At 66.3% G+C, this 25,043-nt stretch carries 22 protein-coding genes and 6 pseudogenes; 13 read left to right on the forward strand and 15 right to left on the reverse strand.

Annotated elements, in window-relative coordinates:
• Nucleotides 1–52 precede the first annotated feature (52 nt).
• Both JIW86_RS42280 and JIW86_RS39040 read left to right on the forward strand, forming a co-directional pair.
• Nucleotides 53–1,277: pseudogene (locus JIW86_RS42280) on the forward strand (serine hydrolase domain-containing protein).
• Nucleotides 1,278–1,645: 368 nt separating this feature from the next.
• Nucleotides 1,646–2,200 (forward strand): helix-turn-helix domain-containing protein, encoded by a 555-nt coding sequence (locus JIW86_RS39040; RefSeq protein WP_257559035.1) that lies wholly within the window; start codon nucleotides 1,646–1,648, stop codon nucleotides 2,198–2,200.
• Between the two features lie 28 nt (nucleotides 2,201–2,228).
• Here the strand turns inward: JIW86_RS39040 and JIW86_RS39045 are convergent, their stop codons facing one another.
• The 3 genes and pseudogenes from JIW86_RS39045 to JIW86_RS39055 form a co-directional block, all read right to left on the reverse strand.
• Nucleotides 2,229–3,107, reverse strand: coding sequence for a GNAT family N-acetyltransferase (locus JIW86_RS39045; protein ID WP_257559036.1), 879 nt, complete (start codon nucleotides 3,105–3,107; stop codon nucleotides 2,229–2,231).
• Between the two features lie 187 nt (nucleotides 3,108–3,294).
• Nucleotides 3,295–3,474, reverse strand: a pseudogene (locus JIW86_RS39050) (IS5/IS1182 family transposase); the annotation flags it as partial.
• A 961-nt stretch (nucleotides 3,475–4,435) separates the two neighbouring features.
• Nucleotides 4,436–4,771, reverse strand: a complete 336-nt coding sequence (locus JIW86_RS39055) for a hypothetical protein (protein WP_257559037.1) — start codon at nucleotides 4,769–4,771, stop codon at nucleotides 4,436–4,438.
• Nucleotides 4,772–5,199: 428 nt separating this feature from the next.
• On the opposite strand from JIW86_RS39055, the gene JIW86_RS39060 reads away from it, so the two are divergent.
• Entirely contained in the window at nucleotides 5,200–7,026 is a 1,827-nt protein-coding gene (locus JIW86_RS39060) for a hypothetical protein (protein ID WP_257559038.1), read from the forward strand.
• A 41-nt stretch (nucleotides 7,027–7,067) separates the two neighbouring features.
• Nucleotides 7,068–7,222 (forward strand): annotated as a pseudogene (locus JIW86_RS39065) (IS5/IS1182 family transposase); the annotation flags it as partial.
• 470 nt (nucleotides 7,223–7,692) lie between these two features.
• Here JIW86_RS39065 and JIW86_RS39070 read toward each other — a convergent pair.
• The 3 genes from JIW86_RS39070 to JIW86_RS39080 all read right to left on the reverse strand — a co-directional run bounded on the left by JIW86_RS39070 (nucleotide 7,693) and on the right by JIW86_RS39080 (nucleotide 10,015).
• Nucleotides 7,693–8,097 carry a hypothetical protein gene (locus JIW86_RS39070; protein WP_257559039.1) on the reverse strand — a complete coding sequence of 135 codons (405 nt, stop codon included), beginning with the start codon at nucleotides 8,095–8,097 and terminating at the stop codon, nucleotides 7,693–7,695.
• A gap of 450 nt (nucleotides 8,098–8,547) precedes the next feature.
• The gene (locus JIW86_RS39075; RefSeq protein ID WP_257559040.1) at nucleotides 8,548–9,009 is read right to left on the reverse strand and encodes a DUF4279 domain-containing protein; all 462 of its coding nucleotides are present in this window, start codon (nucleotides 9,007–9,009) and stop codon (nucleotides 8,548–8,550) included.
• A 322-nt stretch (nucleotides 9,010–9,331) separates the two neighbouring features.
• Nucleotides 9,332–10,015 carry a TetR/AcrR family transcriptional regulator C-terminal domain-containing protein gene (locus JIW86_RS39080; RefSeq protein ID WP_257559041.1) on the reverse strand — a complete coding sequence of 228 codons (684 nt, stop codon included), beginning with the start codon at nucleotides 10,013–10,015 and terminating at the stop codon, nucleotides 9,332–9,334.
• Between the two features lie 118 nt (nucleotides 10,016–10,133).
• Between JIW86_RS39080 and JIW86_RS39085 the strand changes: the two genes are divergently transcribed.
• Nucleotides 10,134–10,838 (forward strand): DUF4386 domain-containing protein, encoded by a 705-nt coding sequence (locus JIW86_RS39085; protein WP_257559042.1) that lies wholly within the window; start codon nucleotides 10,134–10,136, stop codon nucleotides 10,836–10,838.
• Here the strand turns inward: JIW86_RS39085 and JIW86_RS39090 are convergent.
• Both JIW86_RS39090 and JIW86_RS39095 read right to left on the reverse strand, forming a co-directional pair.
• Nucleotides 10,827–10,895: pseudogene (locus JIW86_RS39090) on the reverse strand (hypothetical protein); the annotation flags it as partial. The gene JIW86_RS39085 and the pseudogene JIW86_RS39090 sit on opposite strands and share 12 nt — an antisense overlap.
• A gap of 1,061 nt (nucleotides 10,896–11,956) precedes the next feature.
• Nucleotides 11,957–13,141 (reverse strand): IS701 family transposase, encoded by a 1,185-nt coding sequence (locus JIW86_RS39095; protein ID WP_257552446.1) that lies wholly within the window; start codon nucleotides 13,139–13,141, stop codon nucleotides 11,957–11,959.
• 112 nt (nucleotides 13,142–13,253) lie between these two features.
• On the opposite strand from JIW86_RS39095, the pseudogene JIW86_RS39100 reads away from it, so the two are divergent.
• From JIW86_RS39100 to JIW86_RS39125, 6 genes and pseudogenes are all read left to right on the forward strand, one after another.
• Nucleotides 13,254–14,184 (forward strand): annotated as a pseudogene (locus tag JIW86_RS39100) (IS5 family transposase).
• A 455-nt stretch (nucleotides 14,185–14,639) separates the two neighbouring features.
• The gene (locus JIW86_RS39105) at nucleotides 14,640–14,903 is read left to right on the forward strand and encodes a hypothetical protein (protein WP_257559043.1); all 264 of its coding nucleotides are present in this window, start codon (nucleotides 14,640–14,642) and stop codon (nucleotides 14,901–14,903) included.
• Nucleotides 14,904–14,908: 5 nt separating this feature from the next.
• Nucleotides 14,909–15,178: a hypothetical protein gene (locus JIW86_RS39110; RefSeq protein WP_257559044.1), complete on the forward strand. Its 270-nt coding sequence runs from the start codon at nucleotides 14,909–14,911 to the stop codon at nucleotides 15,176–15,178.
• Between the two features lie 295 nt (nucleotides 15,179–15,473).
• A complete protein-coding gene (locus JIW86_RS39115; RefSeq protein WP_257559045.1) occupies nucleotides 15,474–15,785 on the forward strand; it encodes a hypothetical protein in 312 nt (103 codons plus the stop codon).
• Nucleotides 15,786–15,915: 130 nt separating this feature from the next.
• Nucleotides 15,916–16,413 (forward strand): nitroreductase family deazaflavin-dependent oxidoreductase, encoded by a 498-nt coding sequence (locus tag JIW86_RS39120; RefSeq protein WP_257559046.1) that lies wholly within the window; start codon nucleotides 15,916–15,918, stop codon nucleotides 16,411–16,413.
• A gap of 10 nt (nucleotides 16,414–16,423) precedes the next feature.
• Complete coding sequence (locus tag JIW86_RS39125; protein ID WP_257559047.1) at nucleotides 16,424–17,416, forward strand: pyridoxal-phosphate dependent enzyme; 993 nt, start codon at nucleotides 16,424–16,426, stop codon at nucleotides 17,414–17,416.
• Between the two features lie 27 nt (nucleotides 17,417–17,443).
• Here the strand turns inward: JIW86_RS39125 and JIW86_RS39130 are convergent, their stop codons facing one another.
• Both JIW86_RS39130 and JIW86_RS39135 read right to left on the reverse strand, forming a co-directional pair.
• Nucleotides 17,444–18,370, reverse strand: coding sequence for an SDR family NAD(P)-dependent oxidoreductase (locus JIW86_RS39130; RefSeq protein WP_257559048.1), 927 nt, complete (start codon nucleotides 18,368–18,370; stop codon nucleotides 17,444–17,446).
• A 125-nt stretch (nucleotides 18,371–18,495) separates the two neighbouring features.
• Entirely contained in the window at nucleotides 18,496–18,852 is a 357-nt protein-coding gene (locus JIW86_RS39135; RefSeq protein ID WP_257559049.1) for a hypothetical protein, read from the reverse strand.
• Between JIW86_RS39135 and JIW86_RS42285 the strand changes: the two are divergent.
• Nucleotides 18,739–19,017, forward strand: a pseudogene (locus JIW86_RS42285) (glycosyltransferase); the annotation flags it as partial. The gene JIW86_RS39135 and the pseudogene JIW86_RS42285 sit on opposite strands and share 114 nt — an antisense overlap.
• A 35-nt stretch (nucleotides 19,018–19,052) precedes the next feature.
• Nucleotides 19,053–20,033, forward strand: a complete 981-nt coding sequence (locus JIW86_RS39140; protein WP_257559050.1) for a glycosyltransferase family 2 protein — start codon at nucleotides 19,053–19,055, stop codon at nucleotides 20,031–20,033.
• On the opposite strand, the gene JIW86_RS39145 is transcribed toward JIW86_RS39140, so the two are convergent.
• From JIW86_RS39145 to JIW86_RS39165, 5 genes are all read right to left on the reverse strand, one after another.
• Complete coding sequence (locus JIW86_RS39145) at nucleotides 20,002–20,715, reverse strand: FkbM family methyltransferase (protein WP_215140836.1); 714 nt, start codon at nucleotides 20,713–20,715, stop codon at nucleotides 20,002–20,004. The genes JIW86_RS39140 and JIW86_RS39145 overlap by 32 nt on opposite strands.
• Nucleotides 20,716–20,960: 245 nt before the next feature.
• Nucleotides 20,961–21,725, reverse strand: a complete 765-nt coding sequence (locus tag JIW86_RS39150; protein ID WP_257559051.1) for a CPBP family intramembrane glutamic endopeptidase — start codon at nucleotides 21,723–21,725, stop codon at nucleotides 20,961–20,963.
• An 11-nt stretch (nucleotides 21,726–21,736) separates the two neighbouring features.
• On the reverse strand, nucleotides 21,737–22,432 hold the full coding sequence (locus JIW86_RS39155; protein ID WP_257559052.1) for an alpha/beta fold hydrolase: 696 nt from the start codon (nucleotides 22,430–22,432) through the stop codon (nucleotides 21,737–21,739).
• A gap of 163 nt (nucleotides 22,433–22,595) precedes the next feature.
• Nucleotides 22,596–23,621, reverse strand: coding sequence for a 3-oxoacyl-ACP synthase III family protein (locus tag JIW86_RS39160; RefSeq protein WP_257559053.1), 1,026 nt, complete (start codon nucleotides 23,619–23,621; stop codon nucleotides 22,596–22,598).
• A 91-nt stretch (nucleotides 23,622–23,712) separates the two neighbouring features.
• Nucleotides 23,713–24,870, reverse strand: coding sequence for a DUF3419 family protein (locus JIW86_RS39165; RefSeq protein WP_257559054.1), 1,158 nt, complete (start codon nucleotides 24,868–24,870; stop codon nucleotides 23,713–23,715).
• Nucleotides 24,871–25,043: the final 173 nt, after the last annotated feature.

The following is a 25,043-nucleotide window of genomic DNA, read 5'->3' on the forward strand; positions in this document are numbered from 1 at the left end:
GGCAGCCACCGGGGCCGCCGTGAGAACCAGCACTGTGAACAGGGGATTCATCATGGGAACGAGCAACAGCGGCTTCTCCGACGCGGGGCTGCGCCGACTGCGCGAGGTGCTGGCACGGCACGTCGAGTCCAAGAAGATTCCCGGCCTCGTCGCCCTGGTCAGCCGCGGCGGCCAGACGCACGTCGAAGCGATCGGGACGATGCGTTACGACGGTGGCGCGCCGATGCGCCGGGACACGATCTTCCGGATGGCGTCCACGTCCAAGCCGGTCACGATGGCGGCGGCGATGATCCTGCTCGACGAGTGCCGGCTGCGGCTGGACGACCCGGTGGACCAGTGGCTGCCCGAACTCGCCGACCGGCAGGTGCTGAAGCGGCCCGACGGACCGCTGGACGACACCGTGCCGGCACAGCGCCCGATCACCGTACGGGACCTGCTGACCTCCACGTTCGGGCTCGGAGTGGACTTCGAGTCGATGGCTTCCCCGATCAGGGCCGCGACCTTCGAGCGCCTCGACTACAGCGTGGCATCCGGGCGGCGCCCGAGCCGGACGAGTGGATGCGCCGCCTCGGCGAGCTGCCGCTGCAGTACCAGCCCGGGGTGCGGTGGCAGTACGACCTCAGCAACGAGGTGGTCGGCGTGCTCGTCTCCAGGGTCACGGGACGGTCGTTGGAGACGTTCCTGCGCGAACGCGTCCTCGATCCGCTGGGGATGAAGGACACCGCCTTCCACGTGCCCGCCGACAAGATCGACCGACTGCCGCCCCTGTACGGGCCCGACCCGCAGACCGGCGAGTTCCTCGTGTGGGACGAGGCGGCAGGAGGAAGGGCCGGCATGCCCCCGCGTTCCAGGGCGCCGGCGGCGGGCTGGTCTCCACCGCCGACGACTACCACGCCTACTTCCGGATGCTGCTGAACCACGGGATGCACGGGACCGAACGGATCTTGTCCCGGGCCGCCGTGGAGCTGATGACCACCAACCGTCTCTCGCCCGGGCAGCTGGCCGCCCGGGACGCCATGTTCGGCAACGTCGCCCACCTGTCGTCCGGCCAGGGGTCGAGCGGCGGCTGGGGCTTCGGTATGGCGGTGCGCACCCATCGCGGCGACTACGCGCCCGTCGGCCAGTTCGGCTGGTTCGGCGGTACTGGCACCACCGCGTACGCGGACAGGACCAACCAGCTCACCGGAGTCCTGCTCACCCAGGTCGGACTCTCCACCCCGGATTCTCCGCGTGCCATGAACGACTTCTGGACCACGCTCTACCAGGCCATCGACTGACAGGGGCGCCCCGGGTGCTTCAGCCCCGCCCCCACCGGGGACCGCCGGACCCGCCCGGACCCACCGGACCGGGGGCGTCCAAGTCCGCCAGGCCCCGGCGCCGCAACCGAGTCCTGGCCCGCGAGGCGGGGCCTCTCCGGGGCTTCGGGTCAGAGCTTCACTTCCCAGTGCGTAGCGGTTGTCGTGCGCTGAGCGTCAAGGAAGGCTGCGCTGGGTGTACACCGTGGTCAATCCCGTTTTCCGAACGAGCTCGTGCATGGTTGGCGGTGCGACGCCAGATCTTGATCCCTGATCATGTTCGTGTGGTGGGGAACGGGTCTCGTGCAGCGATCATCAGCGACCGGAGGATCACGGGGCTGTCTGCCGATATGATCGCCGAACTCGTCGCGGAGGTCGGTCCGTTGTGGCACGAACGGCATCAGGCGGGACTGGAGTCCAGCCCGCGGAAGCGGGCCGTCGGCGCTGGTGCAAAGCACCGGCTGGTCTTCATCGACCGGTTCCTGGCCACGCTCATCCACCTCCGCCACGGTGCCACACACGACGTGCTGGCCTGCTGGTTCGGCGTCGACCGCTCCACGATCACCCGGGCGATCGGCGAGGTGCGGCCACTCCTCGCAGCCCGCGGCTGCACCATCGCCACCGGCATCCGGCTCCACACCCTCGCCGAGGTCATCGACCACCTCGGTGCCAGCGGACAGGCCGGAATCATCGACGGCACCGAGATCCGAGTCCGTCGGCCCGCCGTCGGCCGCAAAGACCGGGAGCCATCGCCGGCCTGCTCTCACACCAACAGACCGCCACCCGCGGGCCCGATCACCCACAGTGACCGCCGTGCCGACCTACACCTTTTGACGTCGCACCGCCAACCATGCACGAGCTCGTTAGGGCCTGTTGTGAAACTGCCGACGGGCCGGACGAGGTGATGCCCAGGTCCGGCCCGTCCGCTCGTCTCTACAGGTCGAGCTGGTACTGCAGCGTCGTGTGCGTGGGCAGGTAGCCGAGGTTGTCGCTGATGTGTCTCATGTGCGTGTTGCTGTCGGCGGTGTCGGTCAGGAGGCCGCCGAGGTCCGGGTAGCGCCCGTCGGCTTGGCGGATCGACTCGGCCTTCATCCAACGGCCGAGGCCGTGTCCGCGGTGCTCAGGCAGCACGCCGGTGCTGTAGTGCTGGGCATCACCTGTGCCGCCGCCGGGCACGACGAGTTCGGTGAACCCGGCGATCGAGCCGTTGGAGGTGTCGATGGCGACAACGGTGTGCAGATGGTCGCCGCGCTGTTCGACGGCCTTCGCCGCAGCCCGGACCCGGTCCACGTCCCAGGTCGTGGTGCCGTAGTCGGTGTCCTCCATGGGCATGTCGTCCATGGCGCGACGTGAGTCGGCGAAGGTCTGGGCGAGATCGTCGGGGACGGTTCCCTGCCAGGACGCCAGCCGGTAGCCGGAATGCGGACGCTCAATGATCTCTGCCAGTGAGGGGATGTCCACATCGGCCAGGGGCAGGCGGGAGTACCTCAGGGTGAGGACCTTGCGGAAGCCGCGGGCCGGCAGGAAGTGGTCGCCGGGCGATCCGGCCCCGGCCTGCGCTACGACGCAGCGCCGGGTGTTGTCCCGGGCGGCGGCCACGGCAGTGTCGAGTAGCCGGGAGCCGACGCCCTTGCGGCGCTCCACGGGATGAACGTGGAGGGTCAGTTCGGCCAAGTGCGCTTGTCCGCCATCGAACAGGCGCAGAAAGGCCGTCCCGACAGGGTTGGCATCGGCATCAGACGCCAACCATGCAAGGCGTCGGCTGTGCGCCCCGTGAGCGGGGTCGGTCAATGGGGTGATGCGGAGCGACAAGGTGTCTCCGTCGTGAGGAGGTGGCAAAGGTCAGTACGCGGGCTCAACTGCTGGGCACTCCTGCGCATGTGCTCCACACCTCCTCGTCGACAGTGCCAGTCCGGATCAACATGGACGGCTGGGAGAACGTAGTTGGTCTATCGGCTCCTCGGCAAAGGGTTAACTGAGGGCTGCTGCGGCCGCGGGGTCACAGCCACTTATTGATGGCCGCGACCAGCATGGTTGCTTCGTAGCGGACGGCGAGTTTGTCGTATCTCGTGGCCACGGCCCGGTGGCGCTTGAGGCGATTGATCCCGCATTCGACCGCGTGCCTCGCGCGGTAGTCGGCCTTGTCGAACGGCGGCGGCCGGCCGCCGCGGGAGCCGAGCTCCGTGCCTGATGGCTGCAGCGCTGCAGAGTCCGGACGCCAGTGGCGCCATCGCTCGATCCGGCGATGGCGCCACACATGTTGCACTCACTGCGGTGGGGGTTCCACCGGTGCTGGGCTGCATCGAGTCGTTCACTCCGGGCAGGGCGCCGGGCCCCGGCAGCCGCGGCACCCAGTCGTCGCGCCGAGACACCGGCTGGGTGGTTCAACCTTTTCGTCGCCCAAGCCCTGTAGTGGGCAGTCCGGGGCAGAGGGCCACGGAATGAGGCAGACGGAGTACCAGTGAATGTCGATCTCGTGGCGGTGCTGGCGCCTGTACTGGTTGCCCTGGTTGGGTTGCTGCTCCGTTCCCGTGCTGGGAGCCCGAACCACTGGGACGTGCTGCACGAGCTGGCACGCGGGCGAGTGAGCGCGGGGATGGAGAGGGAGCGTCGGTCTACCCTGAGGATGTTGCTCGAAAGCCCCCCTGACGACGGATTGCATGCGGAGAATACAGACGCAGGGAACGTCTCGCGGGGGTAGGAGCCGAGGAGTTCGGGGGCCGGAGTTCCGGGGAGGAAGGACTGGATCATCCAGTCCCGTCCGATCGTCTCGTGTGACCAGTCCGCTCCCAGCACACGCGGCATGAGCGGTGCGATCGGGGCGAGCCACGGTACGGAGGCGTACTCGTTGCGCATCAGCTCTGGTTCGGAGTGGAACTGGCGGTCCGGGGCGGGTGCAGCCCGCAGCACGACGGGCTCCCGCTGCCCGGCCAGGTCGATGCGGTAGCTGGTGTTGTACCTCCCGCCGCCCAGCTCGGGTTGCGGCCAGCACCTCGGTGTCGGCGCCGAAGGCGCGACGGAACACGGCCAGGATCTCGCGATCGGTGAGGCCTTGCTGAAAGGCGTCGGCGGGGCGTTCGATGGCGTTCAGTTCCATGGGATTTCCCTTCTGCGCGGGTGAAGGAAGCGCTGGGCGCCCGCTACTGGCGGGGCTGGCGGCCGGTGGCCGAGGCAACCCAGGCGATCTCGCTGTCGCCGTAGGCGGTGCGTACCCCTGAGAAGGACATACCCTCGGCGCTGCCCAGATCCGTGAGCCGGTACGGGCGGGGCCGGGCGAACTCGCGTCCGTAGGCGATCAGTCGGCGGATCTCGGTCTCGGCCTGCGCCCGGCGCTGCCGGGCGGAGTCGATGGCCGTCATCAGCGGCTCGTTGGCTTCGGGGTCCGCGTCCGAGGCCGCCTCCAGGTTGAAGGCCGTCTCCTTGCGGGAGGCCTCGACGTCGTCACGGACGGCCTCGTAGATCTCCGGGGTCAACATCCCCCGGTTCGTGCATCGGGTGCACGATCGCTGCGATCTCGGCGAAGAGGGTTCATAGCTTCAGTGCGCGCAAAGAATTGCGATCAACACAAGACATTTGCGCGGATCGCCACCCGGCTTCCGGGTGGCGCATCGCCGATGGCTGACCGCGCAGGCAACAGCGCCTCTGGCGTCAGCCGGCGCATCGAGGCAGTCGCGCCCACCGCCGCCGGTCTGGCCTCGCCCCTCTGGGCTGACGGCTGCCCCTTCCATCGCTAGTCGGCCGCGCTGCCTGCCGATGACGGTCTCACCGGCCTGGTGCGTATCGGCGTCGCCTGCCGGGGGTCGGGCGCAGCCGGGAGCAACCCCGGGCCCCCTGGCCTCCTCTTGACAGTAGCAAGGCGAGCCATTTGGTCTCCGCAATGCAGACATCTCAAGGAAGTCTGGTTATGACGCAACTGACCCTCTCGGACCCTGCCGGGGCCGAAGACGCCCGGTGCGCCGGGGATCCCTCGGCGGACAGCCGTACCCGCGCAGGGTGGTGGCAGGCCCGCTGGGTGGTGCCGTCGGCGCTCGCCGTCGGATACGTGCTCAACGTGCTCTTCCGGCTCTCCCTGGTCACCGATCAGGACTACCCGACGGTCAGCCCGGACGAGCAGATGTACCTGGTGATGGCCAGAATCATGGCCGGCAGACCGACGACCGCGATCCACGGCGATCAGATCATCCCAGGCGGGTACTCGCTGCTCATCTCGCCGGCCATGCGCCTCACCCAGGACCCGGTGCACGCGTACCACCTGATCATGGGCATCAACGCCCTCATCAGCTGCCTGATGCTCCCCGTCGCGTACTGGGCACTGCGCCGTCTGAACATCTCCCGGCCGGTCTCGTACGCCGCCGCCCTTGCCGCGGTGATGCTCCCGACCGTGCTCTTCTACACGCAGTACGCGATGGCCGACACCCCACTGCCGGTCCTGGTGCTGCTGTGGCTGACCGGTGTGCACGGCCTGTTCTCCGAGGGCAGCGGGCGCCGCAGGATCTGGTTCGGCCTGCTGGCCGGCCTTGCCGCCGGGTACTGCCTGCTCACCCACGACCGTGGCGGCGTGATCATCGCCTTGACCGCCGTGGTGCTGTTGGTGGCGCTGGCCTTCAACTGGGCACCACGCATGGCCAGTGCGCTGGCGCTGGCGGCGCTGGCCGTGATGTTCGTCGTCAAACAGCTGATGACCGCCTGGCTGATGTCGCGGATTGACGGGGCCCTCCCGAGCGAAGTCGGCAATGCCGTCTTCGAGACGCTGGCGAACAGCCAGCTGATGCGCCGCACCTTCATGCGGGCGACCGGCCACCTCTGGTACTTCATGACCTCCACGTGGGGTCTGGGTGCGCTGGCCCTCGTGGTCTGCGTGTACGCGCTGTTCAGCAAGCGCTTCAGCCTGGCCAACCGTGTGACTGCCTTCCTCATGGTTGCGCTGCTGGGCGGCATCACACTGGCGGCGGCCGCTGGCCTGCCCGCCGACGGCCGGATCGACACCATCACCTACGCCCGCTACCTGTCCCCGCTGGCCGCGGTGTACGTGCTGGTCGCGGTGGCGGCGCTCTACCACGTCCGCGGCTGGAAGAAGATCGTCGCGCTCGGCACGGCCGCCTCCGGTGTGACGCTGGCGCTCATGGCGGTGCTAGTCCACATGGCGGCCAAGGAGCTTCACGAGTCCTACTTCGTCGTCTGGGGCCTGCCGGACGCCACCTTCCTCTCCAGCCTCTGGACCGCCGAGGACAATTGGGGCAGCTTCCACGCCGGTCGCACCACGGTGGTCGCCCTGATCGTGCTCGCCGTCGTCCTGCTGCTGCGCCTGCTTGGCGGCAACCGCAGGGCCGCGCTCGCCACCGGCGCCGTCGCGGTGTCGCTGGCGGTGTTCGCCGGCGTCGGGAGCGTGGCCGTCACCGACCACATCACCAAGCCCCGGACCAGATGGGCCGAAAGGATTGCCACCGGTTTCGTCCAGGAGGCCGGCATCCGGCCCGGCGACTGGGTGGTGATGGACGATGGCCTCGTTTGGGAGATCCGCGCGACGCTGACCTTCCTGGTGCTCGACGGCCGGGTCTGGTCCCGCGCCCTGAGCAAGAACGGGGCCGTGCCGGCCGAGGCCAACGTCGCTGTGCTCCCCCTCTCCGACGAGAAGGCCCCGGCCACCGACAGCTGGCGCGACGCCCCGCCCGGCTGGCACGTCGACCGGGATGTCCGGGAGCACCGCTGCGTCATCTGGCGCCGAGGCTAGCCCTGCCGAAGGTGTGGCATCGGGCAGCCGTGACGCCCGCCATCGTTGTCCTGCCCCGTCGCTGGGTCGTCGCACGCACGCCGACCTGGCCTATGCACGCCCGCCGCCACGCACGCAACTACAAACGACTCGTACAGCACAGTGAAGCCCTCATCACTGGGCCGCCGTCACTCTGATGACCCGCAGGATCGTTCAGAAGAAGATCTTCAGGGACTTCAGAGGACAAGCAAAGACTGCCGGAGGCGGATAGGGGTACCGGCACAGAACCTGCAACGAGGTTCGCCACCCAGAACTGCTAGTGCTGATACCGCGAACCCTTGTCAGGTTGGGTGTTAGGCGGCTCTGATCGGCGTCGACGAACCGGAGCGGCACCGCGCCCGTTACCCCGAAGCGGTCGGCCGCTGACCGCCACGCACGATGCCGGGCACGTCCCGCTCGAGACACCGCGTGGGACGGATCGGCCCACTGTGGGAGCCGGCATAACCGGCTGGGCAAGCCCAAGGGGAGCTTGGGCAAGCCGCCCTGAACAGCGGCTTGCCCAACGTTGCCGGAGCGCCTTCTCGGAGGACGGTTCGTGAGTTTTTGAGCGGCTCTGTCGTCGCTTGATGGTGTGGGTGCGGGGCGGAATCGGCTGGCCCGTAGGCGCTCGTCTGCTGGCGACGCCTGTCACAGCCGGTCCGGGCTCTCGCCCTCTCGACGTAGCCATTCCCTGACCGAAGGAGCATGGTCAAGGAGTTGGCTGACCTGCATGCCTTCTTCGCGTGAGGTCACCCTCGGCAGCGGGGCGAAGTCGTCGGGAAGTACGTCCAGCAGGCTCATCACTCGGTCTCCCGCACGCAGAGTGATCAATAGCTCGCACCGCAGCTGACGTGGAACGTCCGGGCGGTGGGGCAGGCTGTTCCACAGGGCTGGCCACAGGTAGTGGGTTCCATCGGGCGCCGCATTCGCTTGCACCCACGCTGGGTCCAATCGCTGGTTCAGGCTGAGGACAGACGCCCGCTCCTCCAGCCTGAACAACGAGGCCGAATCGACGACTTTGACCTCGTGAGGCAGCGGCTGATCGAAGTGCATCGCCCCATGCTGCCCCACAGCACTCTGATGCGCGCGGCGTCCTCGTCGGTCAGCTTGAGTCCCTTGCGGAAGAAGTGGCCGATGACTCCGCCTCCGACTGCGCCTCCGCCTCCGGCGGCTCCTCCGAGCAGGGAGAGACCGCCTGCCGGAATCGCCGCGACCACGCCCAGGGCGACGCCGACCCCCATGCCGTTCTTGCTGGCGCGTTTTCGTCCAGCCCTGGGGGCGGAGGCTTTCGAAGCCGTCCAGGAGGAGGACCAGGGCGGATTCGAACTCGAACCTCGGCAACCTCGCCGCGGCGGACTTGGGCCAGATCACCCGGGCCGTGAAGCACCGGCTCAGACAGATTCAGTACCGCCCGGACCTGGTCGACGGCTGCCTCACCGGAACCGGACTCACCCTCGTTGACCAGCCGAGACCGCATCGGATCAGCGCGACTGGAGCCGGTCGTCATCCCGGAGTAGCCGTTGCCGCTGACTCGGGCGGATAGAGGTCGAGCACGATGTCGAGCCCCAGCGCGCCAACCTCCGACAGCAGGCCAGCCGGCAGGACACAGCCTCCCTGACCGTTCTCGCTGCCAAAGCCAAGAAGCAGCTCCAGGTCACAGTCGGCGGACAGGTGCGCCAGCTCCTCGCGACACCTGTCGACGAGTCCGACCAGCGTTCGGACGTGATCCGCAAGCTCGCTGTCGTTGCACAGTCCGCTCCGTCGGATCCAGACACTGCTCTCCCGTCGAGCACTGGACGGATTGCGGGGACTCATCAGGCTGCCCCGCTCGAACTGCTCGTCGGCTGTGATCCCCAGGCGAACCGAGATCCCGCTGGCGCTGATTGCTCGGCTCGTGATCCGGATCGATCCGGCCGACCACTTCGTGACCGGCGCAACCGGCTGCATCGTCAAGTCCTCTGGCACGTACTCACGATCGCAGGCCAGCCCGCAGTACGCGAACGTATTCCGCGGGCTCCCACATGCGCGGTCAACGAGACCGACACCACGAGTTCAAGTTCAGTACCGAAGAGAAACGGATTAGTTGGGTTGCGAGCCCCACGTCATCGCGGACCAGGCATCCACCCGGCTGCCGGTGCCGGCGTACATGTGACCAACACGTACGCCGACAGGTGTTGCCGGATCCGCGTGGGAACGGCGCCGAGCGCACGCGGGCCCGCGCGCAACCACTGGCCCCGGCTTGGCGGGGTTTCCCACTCCCTTCGACGCTAGATCAGCCCCCGCACCGCTATGCCTTCCGCGCGGACGTCCAGCCCTGGCGGCGGAGGCTTTCGAAGCCGTCCAGGAGGAGGTCCAGGGCGAATTCGAACTCGAACTGGTCGTCGCAGCCGCCACCGACCGTGGAGCCCCCGTCGTGTGCGGCGGTCGCGGCCAGTTCCGCGATGTGGGGGTAGCGCGCCGCCAGCCCGGGGTCCGGGGGGCCGGAGGGGCCCGAGGTGTCGAACAGTTCCTGGCTGAAGCCGAGCAGGCGGCTGCCCATCGCGTGCATAACGTGGTGCGTGAGGTCGGCGGAGAGGCCGCCGTCCCGGAAGCTTCCGGCCATCGAGTCCAGGTACGCCAGCACGGCCGGGGTGGGGCCGGTCCGCGACTCGATGACCCGGGCCGCCCAGGGGTGGCGCAGCAGGACCTGCCGGGCCGAGAGGATCCGCCCGCGGACCACGCGCTGCCAGTCGGGGCCTGCGGCCGGCGGGTCGATCTCGCCGACGACGGCGTCGGTCATGCCGTCGAGCAGCTCCTCTTTGTTGGCCACATGCTTGTAGAGGGCCATCGGTACGACGTCCAGTTCCTGCGCGAGCCTGCGCATGCTGAGCGTGTCGATGCCGGTGGCGTCGGCGAGCGCGACGGCTGCGCGCAGGACGCGGTCCCTGTTCAGGGGGATCCGTTGCGTGTGCGTGGCTTCCTGCCGGGTCATTCCGGTTCGGCCCCTTCCCTCCTCGACAGCGCCCTCTCCTTGACGAGTGTACGCCGTACACCTATGGTTCTGTCAGGTGTACGGCGTACACCACCATCGAGCGAGGGGTACCGAGAAGATGAGTCCGGACCGGAGAACCGCGGTGGCCACCGGGTCGCTGTTCCTGCTGACCGAGGTCGCCGCGATAGCCGGGGCGGTTCTGTACCGCCCCCTGCTGGGCGCGGCGGACGGTCATCTCGCGCAGGGCGCCGACACGCGGGCGCTGCTCGGGGTGCTCTGCGAGGTGGTGCTGGTGGTGGCGGTGGCCGGTACCGGGGCGGCGCTGTTCCCCGTCCTGCGGCGCCACGGCGAGGGGCTCGCGCTCGGGTACGCCTTCGGGCGGCTGCTGGAGGCGGCCGTCATCGCCCTCGGGATCGTCGCAGTCCTGGCGCTCGTCACCCTGCGGCGGGACGCGGGGGCGGCGGCCGGCGCCGACGTCGCGCTGGCGGCCGTGCACGACTGGACGTTTCTGCTCGGGCCCAACATCGCCCTCGGCCTGAACACCGTCCTGCTCGCGTACCTGGCGTACCGCGCACGGCTCGTGCCGCGCTTCATCGCCGTGCTCGGGCTGGTTGGCGGGCCGCTGATCTGCGCCTCGGCCGTCGCCGTGATGTTCGGGGCCTACGCGCAGCTCTCCGTGGCGGGGTCGGCCGCCGCGCTGCCGGTGTTCGCCTGGGAGCTGGGGCTGGCCGGGTGGCTGATCGTCAGGGGGTTCGGGCCCGGATCGGGCGCCGCGTCCCGGGCAGACGGAGAAGTGGCTGATCCGGCAGGTGTCCGTCGGTGAGGCCGACCCGAGGTTGACGGCGGTGCCGTCCGGGGCGACGCGCCAGCGCAGCTTCATGCGGGGATGCGTCCCTTCCGAAGATGATCAAGAGGTCACTGCGGGGCCGACCCTGGGCGGGCCGAGAGCGGCGAATCGATCCGCCGCGGGCCGTGGCACGGCGCCGTGTCCGCAACCGGCTGGGGCGCGGCTTGCGCGGCGGACGGCCGCCGAAGTCCGCCAGAGACGACTGCAAGCAGCGGCACGCTGTCGAGTGGGGCATCCACCGACTCAAACGACACCTGGCTTTGTTCACAGGTTGTGGTTCTGGCTCAACTTCTGTGGTGACGGCTCGACGCTCAATACTTCGGGACGCTGAACAATGAGAACCAGCAGGTCGGCGCGTTGGCCCGACGGTGGGCACGAGCGCGCCCGGCGCAGCTCCACAGAAGTTGAGCCAGAACCTTGAATTTGGCTCTGACCGCAGTTTCGTGAACGGCCTGGTGTCGATCAGCGGTCACGTACGAGGGCAGGAGGGCGCAAGTCCACTGGCCGATCCACCGCAGGCCCCTCCCGTGTCCTCAAGTGCCGTTCAGCACCCTGGGTGATTCGTGTCTACCAGGCATCCCAGAGCGCACCGTGACGGTGGCGGACTGGAGGGATATCTGTGTTGTCAAGGTCATGGCCGGAATGGTGCAGTCCACGTATCCGCTGGGCGTCGAGTCGCCCTTGAAGCCGGGCCCGGCCTTCAGCGGTAGCAATCTCAACGGAGAACGAGCCCTTCCTGCAGTAGAGCACCATCCACTGCCAGGAGGTGATCCTGCGCCGCGACTTCGTCGGGGCAGGGCGACGGCCATCGCGCGCGGCATCGGCAAGTTCAGCGTGCGTGTAGCGGAGGTCATACAGGGACATCGACTCCGATGCGCCTTCTTGGACGCGGAGTTGTCTGGGAGTCGTGCGGACGGTTCGGGACATCTAGTACTGCAACGGTCTTTGCTCTGACAGGTTGGCAGTCTCTGGTGGTGTGTGGCCGCGTTGTTTGTAGTGGCTGGTGCGGGCCTGGAACTGTCGTCTGCGGCGCCAGTGTGACCAGTGCAGGACGTGTTCGACGGGTGCTGGTCGGCGGTGGGTGAGGCGGGTGATCAGGCGTCGGATTTCGGGGAGGGTGAGGGGTATGAGCTGGGAGGATCCGTTTCTGCTTTCCCTGTGTTGGCCTCGCGGGCCTTCAGGACGGTGAGGCAGACGTGGGCGGCCATGGCGAGGGTGATGTGGCGGTGCCAGCCGGGATATCGGCGGACCTGGTAGTCGTCCAGGCCGCATTCCTGTTTCGCGGTCTGGAAGCATTCCTCGACCGCCCACCGGCTGCCCGCAACGTGAATGAGTTCGTCGAGGGTGGTCTCGGCGGGGCAGTAGGCGATGTAGAAGGAGATCTGGTCGGGCCGGCTCACGCTTCGGCGGGCGATGACCCAGTGCCGGCGGTCCTCGCGGTGCCAGGGCCGGACCTCCACGCGTGCCCAGTCGTAGACCCGCGGGCCGTGGGCGCCCATCCCGCAGGAACGACGCTTCCACTTCTGCCTCGCAAGGCCGTTGAACAGGTCGTGGACCGGGTGGTCCATGGCCCAGCGGGAGACGACAGTGTCGTGCCGGGTGGTGGCCATGACGTGGAAGACATCAGCCCGCTCCAACTCGGTCCGCCAGCCCTTGGAGAAGCCGTAGGCAGCGTCCGCGGTCACCCAGCGGAACGGGATCTTCTCCGCGATCGCCCGGCGGACCATCGCCTTGGCGATGACCACTTTCGTCTCGAAGGCGACCGTGTCCTCGATGCCCGCGGCCCGGCACCGTTCCCGGTCATCGGTCCACGACGTGGGCAGATACAAGCGGCGGTCGATCAGCGTGCGACCGCGTTCGCCGGCATAGGCGAGGAAGACACCGACCTGGCAGTTCTCCGTGCGGCCCGCCGTTCCCGAGTATTGGCGCTGGACGCCGGCCGAGCGGATGCCCTTCTTCAGGAAGCCGGTGTCGTCCACGATCAGGACCGCTTCGGGGTCACCGAGATGCTCGAAGACGTAGTCGCGGACGTCGTCGAGGACTTCATCAGCGTCCCAGTCGCACCGGTTCAGCAGCCGGTGCATGCGGTCCGGGCCCCCATGCCCAGCCTCTTCCGCGAGTGTCCAGCCGTTCTTCCGCTCCAGCGGAGATACCAGACCCCGCATATACGCCAGTGCCGACTCACGCGGCTCCGACCGGGCAAACCGGTGCACGAACCGCTCATGCACCTCACCCAGACCCGCCGCCCACGCCCTCACATCACCAAGTACCCCACCCATATCCAGACCAACGACCAACCTGGCCACCAGTCACACCAAACGCCGTTGCAGTACTAGGCACTGTTTCTCGGATCTCCTGACGTGGGTGGGGTGTTGGGGTCAGGCTGGCTGCATGGGCCGTGGGGATCTGACGAACGCGGAGTGGGACCGGCTGGAGTCGTTCCTGCCTCCTGGTGGCGCCCGTGGGGGCCGGTGGAGTGATCACCGCCGGGTGATCAACGGGGTGCTCTACCGGGTTCGGACGGGCGTGCAGTGGCGGGATCTACCGGAGCGGTTCGGGCCGTGGGAGACCGTCTACAAACGCCATCGCCGCTGGTCAGCCGATGGAACGTGGACGATGCTGCTGTCCCGGATCCAGGCGACCGAAGACGCCACGGGCCAGATCGACTGGGACGTCTCGGTGGACTCGACAGCGGTGCGGGCCCACCAGCACGCCGCCGGCGCAAGGAAGGCACCGACGGCCCCGGCTCCCCAAAGGGGAACGTTGGGGGGACGAACCAGGTCGATCCGGCATTGCGGAAACTGGCGGTCCGGCTCGAGGAAGTGGTCAGATCGGCGAGTGCCTGGGACGCTCCCGCGGCGGATTCACCACCAAAATCCACCTCGCCGCTGACGGGCGATGCCGGCCTCTCGCCCTCGTCCTGACACCCGGACACTACGGTGACGGCCCGCAATTCGAGCGGGTACTGGAGCAGGTCTCCGTGCCCCGTATCGGAGTGGGACGGCCCCGCACCCGGCCCGACCATGTCCTGGCGGACAAGGCCTACACATCCCGGAAGAACCGTCGCTACCTGCGACGACGCGGAATCCGGCACACCATCCCCGAACGCCGCGACCAGCAAAGACACCGCAGGAACCGCGGTTCCCGAGGCGGCCGCCCCACCGGCTTCGACAGCGAGCGCTACAAGAAACGCAACACCGTCGAACGCGCCATCAATCGCCTGAAGGGCTTCCGCGCCGTCGCCACCCGTTACGAGAAACGCGCCTACATCTACCTCGGCACCGTCACCCTCGCAGCCCTCATCATCTGGCTCCGCACATGATCCGAGAAACAGTGCCTAGAGCCTCCGTAGGTACCTCTGGGCACTCCAGAGGTACCTACGGAGGGTGCGTATTGGTCAGCACGACTCAGCCCCCTCGTTGGTCGGGACGATCTACCCAGCAGCACATTAGTCGTGCGGAGGCACGGAGGCCGAGATTTTCTGCTTGCCCCCGTTGCGAAGTCAAGCCGCTCCAAGATCCTTCACGGAACTGCGGTCAGAGCCTGACAGGTTCTGGCACACATTCCGTGAACGATCTTGACTCGGGCTCCATCAGCCTCCCGCGACATCCAATCCGCGCAGCTCACGTGGTGCGCACCACCATGCTGTGTTAGTGGCCAGTTGAGATTCCCCACCGACGGCCAGTCGGTGGGGAGCCATCTGGCCGTCACGGATCACGGTCGGTGATCGACTCGCGGGCTGTCGCGATGGCACCCCGGCTGGCAGGCTCTCCAGCCATGGCGAACAGCGGACTGTGGGTCGGTATCCTCACCGCGCTGACCGCACTCGGAACCAGCTACATCACCGCGCGGGCGACCTTGCGCGCAGCGCAGGCCCAAGCCCGAACAACCACAACGGCAGAGGCCCTGCGTGAACAGCGTGACCGGCGCCGATCCGCCTACCGGGAGATGATGAGCTGCGCGCATGCATTCAACGCGGTCACATGGCAGATCGACGACGTGACGCGGGGCGCGACCGTGAGAGCAAGGACCGGCTCCTGACGCAGATGTACGAGCACATCGGCCCGGCCATCGGGGACATGAACAGGGCAATGCATGAGGTCCGGCTCGATGGTCCTGCCGAGGTCTCCGACGCGGCGGATCACGTGCGGAAAATGGCGCGGTGCGTCCAGCCGCTGCTCAAGGCACTCATCGGTGACGACAGTCCCGAGCGGCGGGACGAGTACGACGCTGCCTACCGGGATTTCCGGGAAGCCTACGTCACGTTCATCGGCGTGGCACGAGGAGCGCTGGAGGTCAAGGACGTGGACAGATAGCCGATAGCCCCTCTTCCTCAGTGTGATCAGATGCGCGCAAGCCGAGCGGCCTTTCGCCCGCCGTCAGTGCTGCCGGACCGCGAGGCGGAGGGCGGCCACAAGACGGAGCGTCCGGTGTGTTTTCGGCGCGGTGAACGAGAGCCATGTGGGCGGTGGTTGTGGGAGCCGCTTTGGTCCGTCTGCGCAGGCGACGGACAGCGGTGCAGGTTCATGATCGGCGGCGAGAATGGGAGCCACCCTGATCGAGTGACGTGTGGGTGGGAGTGTCTGCAGTAGCGGCGGGGGTATGGGCCCGATGGCCGAGCAGCTCATCGAAGCCCTGAGCATGGAGTGGAACCCAGAGGAGTTCCACGACACGTTCCAGGAGAGGGTCGCCGCCCTGATCGAGGCGAAACGGGCCGGCAAAACCGTGGAGAAGGCCGAGCCGGCGGCGAAGGCGACAGGCGCGGTCGACCTCATGGAGGCCCTGCGCGCCAGTGTCGAGCGGGCCAGGAGCCCCAAGGCCACCGGAGGCAAGGCCGCTGGCCCCGGAGTGATTGCGGAGAAGAAGCCCGGGGCGAAGAAGCGGATCCGCTCCACACCACCCACGGACGGAAATGGCGGTTGAACGCTCTCGGATTCCATGGCTCACGACTGCTGTGCAGGCATCAATCCGCCGTCATGCGGACGTAGGCAGTCCGACGTAACTTGGAACATGAGATCGACTGCCATTGGGAGTCCCTATGCACAGACTCGGGGTGGCGCTTCTGCGCGCGGTCATGCTCCGGATCGGACAGAAGTCCAGTCCTGCCCTTCGCAGATTCATCGTCGTCATGAGCGTGCTGCATCTCGGCGTCTATCGACGAACGGGTGGTCTGCTGGGACGACTGGGTCTGAAGCACGGCAAGATCGTGATCATCACGACGACGGGCCGTAGGACCGGCGAGCCGCGGACGGTTCCCCTCCTCGCTGTCGAGGACGGCGAAGACCTCGCGGTCATCGCTTCTCATGGGGGCCTGGACCAGCCGCCGGGCTGGTGGCTGAACCTCGGAGAAAATCCCTTCGCGACGGTCGAGATCAGAGGTCGCACCTTCCATGTCAGGGCCGAGCAGGCTGACCAACGGAAACGTGCGGAACTGTGGCTCCGGTTCGTCAAGGCTTTCCCCGGGTACGAGGATTACCGGCAGCGCACAGCCCGAGGGCTTCCCATTGTAATTCTCCATCCCGTGCCCGGACCGGCCGTGACAGCAGGCTGAGGGAGCAGGTATGCGCGACCACAACGGAATCCAGCGCATTCTGGAGGCCCCGTTCGTCCCTCTGGGACAGTGGCCGACGCCGATCTCGGCAATCTCCCGATCAAACGGGGTGGATGTCCTGGTCAAGCGTGACGACCTCTCCGGTCACGGCCGCGGAGGCGTCAAGACACGTAAGATCGAGCATCTGGTCGGGCACATGCTGGAGAAGGGGTACGGCAGCCTCGTCACCCCGGTGGGCAACGTGACCAACCTCGTACACGACATCCTCCCGGTTCTTCGACGGTTCGACATCGCATGGGAAATCGTCGTCGCTGACGTTCCGCCTCTTCCTCTCGATCAACGACGGAGGATGTTCGGCGGTCTCGGAAACAACGTGCGTCTGATCGGTCCGGGCCACATCGAGGCAGCCGGTGCGCTGGCCGGTGCCTATCACCGGAGCCGCAGAGCGGGACGGCGGCCGTTCTTCGCCCCGCCGAGCCTCGCACATCCCGCAGCGGTGATCGCTGCTGCGCGCGGTTTCCTGGAAATGGTGGGTCAGGTCGAGGCCATGGGGGTGCCGCCGCTGCAGACGGTGTTCATCACGGCCGCGTCGGGCACCGCGTTCGCGGGTTTCGTGCTGGCGGAGAACCTCCTGCGCCTGCAAGGACATCGTCCGATCCATGTCGTCGGCGTTCAGGTTTACCCGGGCCCAGCACGCTGGTGGATCCACGGACTCGTCCGGTGGACCGAGAACCACTTGTCGGTGTCCGACCGGGTGCCCAGTGGACGCATCGACCTGAGGACGACCAGGATCTATCGCGAATTCGGTCGCTACCCAACCGACTTGGTCGAGCTGTGCACATCCGTGAAGGACGAGACAGGACTGAAACTCGACCCGGTATTCGGAGGTAAGACCTGGTCGATCATGGAGTTTTGTCTAGCCCAGGGGCGCAGCAATGGTTCCGTGTTGTATTGGCACTGCGGCTACACGCCGGACTGGGAGGTCGTGCCCGCGGCTTGTTGAGGTGGGCCGGCCCACGTCACTGAAGGTCTATCTCGACGGGGATCTGCTCAGCTGCCTGGCAAGCAGCGCGTCGAAGACACGTGTGGGCAGAGCGGTGGACAGGGCCACCCCCGCGCGTGCCTCCGCGCCCATGAGATAGACGGCCTTGGGATGTCGCGCATAGAGCGCATGACGGGCGGCACGGGCGACCACCGACGGTGAGATGCTCCGTCCCGCCGCGGCGGAAGCCACGTATCGCCGCATGTTCTCCAGTGTGCTGCCGTACAACTCCTTCGCTCTCGTCGGCAGTCGGTCCGTCAAGCCCTGCACAGAATGGTCTGCCTTGCTCCAGATCGGGGTCGCCACCGCTCCGGGCACGAGGACGGACACGCGGATGTTCCATGGCCGCAGCTCGCGTCGCATCGACTCCGCTATGCCGTTCAGTGCGTGCTTTGACGCGGCGTAGGGTCCGAAGCAGGGTGCGGCGATGTGTCCTGCGATAGAGCTCGTGAAGAGTACGCGTCCGTCCCCGTGATCACGGATCAGGTCAAGAACCGCCTGAGTCACGGCCAGCTGGCCGAAGACGTTGACCTCGAACTGGTGTCGCATCTCATCGATGGTCACGTATTCCAGGGGGCCGCCTGTCGCGGCGCCGGCGTTGTTCACCACTCCGCGGAGGCGCTGCCGGCCCAGGAGCCGGCGGATCGAATCGGCCGCCTCCGCGATCTGGCTGCCACTGGTGACGTCCAAGAGGATCTCGTGCACCGCACCTGGTAGTCCGTCGCCCTTCGGCGCGTCCCCGGCCCTACGCACACCGGCGAATACGGTCACACTTCGCCCGGCGAGGTCCAGAGCGATTGCCCTGCCGATCCCGCTGGATGTACCGGTGACGAAGACTGCTTCGTCTCTGGTTTCCTCGAGGTGCCGACCAAAAGGTGAGTGACGCCTCACGCGGCGGCCTCCTCGACTGCTCATGAACAAAGAAGCGGAGCGAAACGGTTGCGAACAGTTACGTCACCATGATGAGTGAGAACCCACCTTTGCTCCCCTGTCTCCACCGGGAGCTCGTCGGCTCATCACCCGAACGCACCACTGTCGCGTCAGTAAGCCGGCGAGCACTTATACGGAATTCGGGTTAGACTGATGGCATGCTGGTGATAGCCCTTTCCGCCATGCTGGCGTTCTTCGCCATAGCTCAACTGCGGATACTGGTCATTCATGCATATTCCCAGATGAAGGGTGTCGGAGGGCAGGCCATCGAACTCACCCGGCCGACCAGTTGCTCCTGGCCGACGGTCGTGGTGCAACTCCCCATTTACCGAGAACACAAAGTTCTTTACCGACTGCTCACGGCGGTAACGAACCTCGACTATATGGATGGCCGACTCGCGGTGCAAGTTCTGGACGACTCCGAGGGGGAAGAGGCCGAGCTGGCCAAGGCCGTCGTCGACGCACATCGCGGAGGCTCCGTCCCGATCGAATACGTCCACAGGACAAGCCGCGACGGGTACAAGTCAGGGGCGCTCAACCACGGTACGCGGATGGCCGATTGCGACCTCGTGGTGATTTTCGACGCGGACTTCACACCTGATCGTGACTTCCTCATTAAAACCGTGCCCCTGTTCGAGGATGCTCGCGTCGCTGCAGTCCATACGCGGTGGCGGCACCGCAACGGTCTTTCGTCCACTCTGACGCTGTTCCAAGCGGCGGTCATCGACAGCCTGTTCTGCTTTTCGAGTGGGATCCGCCAGGCCAGGGGGAGTCCACCATATATCTGGGGACCAGTGGGGTCTGGCGGAAGCGCGCGATCGAAGAACTCGGCGGGTGGCGCGAAGCACCGTTCACCGACGACGGCATCGACCTCAGCTTCCGTGCCCAGCTCGCGGGATGGTCGGTCGTCTTCGTCAACGAGGCATTGGCCAGCAGCGACCTTCCCGACACCTACCTCAGCTACAAAAGCCAGCAACGCCGCTGGGCGCGCGCGGCATTCCGGCTCTTCCTCGACTATGGGAAGAATGCGCTCAGTCCGCCACAGGGCAAGAGACGTCGATTTCTTGAGCTTTCTTCCTTGCACCTGGTTCTGGGTACACCGGTACTCGTCCTGACCGGAGTGCTCTCCAGTGCATATGTCGTTCTCGGGCTCCCACGCACTCCGTACTGGGCGATCACCCAAGTCGGTCTCAGCGCGTTTCTCGTACTGTTCCCGCCGCTGCAGGAATGCGTGCTCTCGCAGAGAATTCTGTACGACGACTGGGCGCGGCGGTGTCTGCGTCTCCCACTGTCGTTGCCGCTCGCCATCGGCGTATCGGTCTCCATCCTGGCCGGCTTCCGGGACACGATCAAGCGAGACGAGCCGGAGTTCGTGAGAACCCCCAAGGAAGGGTCGTTGGGCATTATCCGGAAGAGCGAAGCGAAGTGGGTCGCAACCGCCTCGCGGATCGCATGGTGTGAACTGGGCCTGGGTGTCGTGTTCCTCTCGGCCGGGCTGCTGTCCGTCGTGCGCGGGTACGCCGAATCGTGTTTCCTGCTCGCGTCCCTGGCAGGGGCTTTCCTGGTCGCGAGTGCGAGGAGCGGATCGGAGATCCGACGAGCCGGTCACCGGCCGGCTACCCCGGCCTCCGCAGGCACATCAGATTGACCCGCCCGTTTCCCTGGCGACGGATCTCCCGCCGGATGGCGTCCCGGTCCTGGGGGAACGTCACCGGTCGAGGAGGGGGCCCCGCCAGGGAGACGTCGTCGAATCCGCATGCGGCCAGGGCCGCCCAGAACGAGTCGATCGACTCACCTGCAGCGGCCAACGTCCGCTCGTTGAGCTCGATGATCAGAACCAGACCGGGATTTCGACGGCTCAGCTCCCGCATACCGGCCAACGCCGCGACCTCATGCCCTTCAATGTCGATCTTGACCAGATCCACTCGGGGCCACAGACTCTGTTCGGCCCATGCGTCCAAGGTGGTGCACGCAACGGTCTCCCTCGGCCCCGGACCATCGCCAGCCGCCGCTGCCCGGTGGATGCTGGACAGCATGCTGTCGGGCGTGCCCGCGAACAGCGTCACTGCACCGACCGAATCTCCCACGGCACTCGGCACCACGTGGATCTCGCCGCCGACGTCGTTCTCCGCCACGTTTCTCCGCAGGATGGGGAGCAGTGCCGACGACGGCTCGAACGCCCAGACCGTGCTCGCCGCTCCGCCGAGGCGCGCGCACAGCAGCGTGAAGTAGCCGAGGTGCGCACCGACGTCCACGACCGACATGTTCGGCCTGACGAGGTGCCGGATGAGTGCCGCGACGTCGCGGTCGTGCATGCCCATCGCCAGCATCTGCAGGTGATACGAGGGGCGCCCTTCGTGGTAGAGCCGAAAGCCGTCGACCTCGACGGGGATCCCCGGATCCGTCAGAAGCGAGTGGGGAAACAGCCACCGATGCAGGGGTGCGCCGAGTTCGGCAAGGAGTGGCGCAAGGGGACCAGAGCGGTCGAACCCCCAGGCTCCGGCTCGATGAATAGCGCGTGTGCCGCGCAGAGTGAATGCGCGCAGCGGTGATGCGGGACGTGGCACGAGCGGACCTACTTAACTACGAGGGCAACAACAATGGGGGCGAGGACGATGTTCACCCCGTGTGTCGCCATGCAGAGCCACAGAGAGCCCGTCCGTGCGTGCACCCAGCACCAGATCATGCTCACGCCGAAAGCCCATACAAAGTATGCTGCGCCGGCCACATACGGGTATGCAGGCAAAAGGTAGACCAGTTGGGCCGAGTGGCGGAGTCCGAACAGGGTGGACGTGACGACCGAAGCGATCGGCAGCGAGTAGCGCCCCAACAGCGAGCCTTGGAGGAATCCCCGGTAGAAGAGTTCCTCCCCGAACATGGGCCACAGTCCCAGGAAGACGTACGCGATGATCAGCGCGAACCAGCTTCCATAACGCGCGGCGTACAGATCCGCGAACTTCCCATAGGTCGCAAGCAGGTTCCATGCGGGATCCCGCGTCTTGCCGAGGACGGTCATAGCGAGGCTGTAGAGAAGGATGAAGCCGCCGATGAACGCGATGGCGGCAGCAAACGGTCGGCCCTGCTTCGGAAGATGCGCCCGAATCTCAGGCCAGGGTCGACCGGTGGGGCGAACCCGAAACCAAAGCGGGATGACAATGGCGAGGCACGCGTGAAAGACAGGAAACGGCGCGTAGGGCCAGCCTTGCCATGACTCCGGAAGGGCGACCGCGGTGACCAGTACACCGATGCAGAGAACGGTGAGCGGGTGGAGTCCGCCGACGGGTGCGGTGGGGTCGGCGGCTTGCGCGTCCGGAACCGCGGGTCTCCTTACGTTCGCCATGGTCTCATCAGCTACTCCACGCTTGAGATGAAGCGGCGAACGGTCTCGTTGACGAATGAGTCGTCTACGTAGGTGATGAAGTGCTCACCACCTGGCTTGATGACCGCTGCACCCGCGTTGGGAAGCAGCGCGGCCATGCGGCGGGCCTGGGCGACCGAGACGATGTGGTCGTTGTCGCCGGAGATGACCAGGCTCGGCACGTGAACCTCGCCCGGCGTCGGGCGATGCTCGGTCAGGTTGGGAAGAATGCTGTGCTTGAACAGCGCCGTCAACCGAAAGACGACCAGCGCCTCCTGGACGATCCACTCCGGTTTGATCTGGGTCCCTCCGACGAAGCGCCCAAGGAGTGTCGCAAACACACGCGATGACACCACTCGCTCGATGGGAAGGTGTTCCAGCATCTTCAGCCAGAAGCCGTAGGGTTGCGGGAACCGGTAACGGTCGGCCAGCCCGACGAAGACCATCGAGCGACACAACTCGGGGTGATGCTTGGCCAGATAATAGGCTGCCGCACCCGTGTCGCCCCACACGACGAAGTGCGCGCGGCTGATACCGAGGGCGGAAAGCAGGCAGCGGACCTCGTGGGCCCTGTCCTTGATGCCGACTCGCGTGTTCGTGCTGAGCAGCGGTTCATAGAGCACGACGCGGTGGTCGCGCTGGAACTCTGCGATTTGAGGTGCGTAGACGAAGTTCAGTTCGGTGACCATGGGCAGGAGTACAACGGCGTCCCCCTCTCCGCAGTCGAGTACGCGGAGTGTTCTGCCGTCGGGAAGCGTGACGGGACGCATGGCCGCCGCGATCGCTCTTTGGTCCTCGGTCATCCTCGTGCGAAGCGAGTCCGAGACGGGAGGTCGCACCCATGTGCGCGCGTCAGTCATTGCACCCCGCCTCACCGGGCAGGAGCTCGATTGCCGCTGCGCCGCAGGAGAACCCGAGGCCGAAGGCGAGAAGCAACAGCTTTTGCCCTGAACGGAGTAGGCCTTCGTCTCTGGCCAGGGAGAGATTCACCAACAGGCTGGCCGGGCCCATGTTCCCCAGGCGGCTGGCAGGCATCGGAAAAATCTCCGGCCGGAAGCCCAGAGCCTCGATGAGAACGTGCAGCATGCGAACGTTCGGCTGATGGGAGATGACGAGGTGGACGTCGTCGTGGCACCACCCGGCTTCTTCGAGTACACGGGAAACCAGGGGAGGGATGACGCGTACCCCCGTACGAACCAGGCCAGAGCCGTCCATGTCGTAGAAACCCGCTTGCACGCTGACCCCTTCGGGGCCGGCGTTGTAGCCCAGTACCGGGATGCTCCCGAGGGCCGCATGGTCGGCGTGAGTCACCCACTGGATGCTCATGACCTTCGCCGACATGCCCTGTGACGTGGTGTGCCGCTCGACCACGACCGCGCCCGCACCAGCGCCGAAGAGCCCGACCGTGCCCCTGTCCTCCGAGCTGATGATCGGCAGGAAATCCACGCTCGACGAGATGACGACCCGACTGCAACGATTGCTCGACAACATGAGCACAGCCATCTCGAACATGGCCACAGGTTCAGCGCACACTCCGTCAACGGAGAGCACTCGTAGACCCTTGAGCCCCAGCGCATTCGCCAAGATGACCCCGGACGGCGGGGTGAAGGCCGTCAGGCCGTTCTGGATGTGAAGGAGAACTGTTTCGGGGCCCAACATGTCAGGTCTCAGCCCACTCGACTGGAGAGCCGACTCGACAGCGGACACCGCCAGCGTGAGTACGTCCTCTCCTTCCCCGCAAACCCGTCGTTCATCAATCCCTGTTCGCTTCGTGAACCAATCCGTGGACAGCCCCATCGAAACAGCCAAGCCGGTGTTCGAGACAATCCTGGAGCCGACGGCATGACCGGTGCCTGAAATACTGAACTGCTCGAGCACGACCTCACTCCTTCGGGGGTGAAAGTTGGTCCGGCATCCGGCCAGGAGAAGCGAGCTGCATCTGACCTGTGAAGGTGTGGCTGGCCCAAGGTTACGTCCGGTGCAATTGATCCGCGACTCGCTGCTGGTCAATTCGGTAGATGTAGAAGCTGCTGTACGTAAAGGACCGGTCCCGCGCGAAGAGCCGGTGGGCGAGATCGTCCTCGCTGACCACCGCACTTCGGAGCTCCGGAGGGACAGGAAGTGAGCGTACGAGGGAACGGTAGATGAAGCGGCCGCCTGGCGTACCAGCCCTGAGCACGCTGCGCACCGTCGTATGGAGGGACTCCCGGCTCATCCAGTCAAATATGTCCAGAAGGTTGAACTTGTCGACCGACGACTCGGGCAATGAATCGAGGTACTCGGTGAGCCAGGCCGTGACGTTGACTACGCGATCAGCCGTTTGCTTCAGGGTGTCGAAGTTCCGTTCGAGGAGGTAGGGAGGAACGTTCTCCGCGTCCAGGTAGGCGCCAAAAAATGCCTGGGCGATGAAATAGTTGTCACGTATCGGGACGGTGGTCAGCACATATTCCACGCGATCGCGTATGTATCGCCCTATGTCATGACGGTCTTGAATCAGGTCATACTGGGAGGGGTGCATGCCGGCGCAGGCAAGTACCCATCGGGAGCCGAGGATTTTGAGTACCGAACCGCGCAACAACCGCGGGTGGATCTCGCGGTAGTAGAAATCGCGCTGGTCATCGATGTCGTCAACCTCGAAGAACTGGCGCATCCGTCGCTCTCCGAGTTGGCATCGCATATAGCGGCGAATCCACTTCAAGAAGAACCCCAGCTTGCCCTGGGCAAGTATCCCGCGTTCCAGTACCCGAGTGTTACTGTCCCAGTAATTTCGTGCGTCATCAGGCAACTTTGCTCGCAGTGCTCGCCGGTAGATGTCCACCGCCTCTGTGCTGCCACAGGACGTGAGGAGAGAGCAGAAGTCGGCATGGTCAAGGTGTCGGATGCCTGCCAGCTTGAGGTCGAGCAGGTACGTCTGAGCGGGGTTGGGGTCGACGCAGATGAGCTGGCGGGGCCGTAGGCAGAGGAGGTTCAGGCAGTTGCAGCCACCCGACGTGATGGACAGAACGGTGTCCTGGTCCGCCGATATGCGGAGCGCCTCACGATCGAGAAGCGGATCCTCCCAGGACTGGTTGAATACCAATCCGCGGAAGTAGGTGCGTTCTATCAGTCGATTGAGCGTGCTCTTCATAACGCGAGCCCCATCGCCGGCCTGGTCCTGTCGAGATGAGGGCAGTAGCACCCATTGCCCCTACTGCCCCACCCCTCCCTGTTGGTAACATTTGTCACCAGATGCTACTCCGAGTGACTCTTATTCGCTCCTTGACGCGGCGGTCGCCACCCTGCCGCCCTGCTTCCGGGCGT

This window comes from Streptomyces sp. NBC_00162 (assembly GCF_024611995.1).
Taxonomy (GTDB): Bacteria; Actinomycetota; Actinomycetes; order Streptomycetales; family Streptomycetaceae; genus Streptomyces.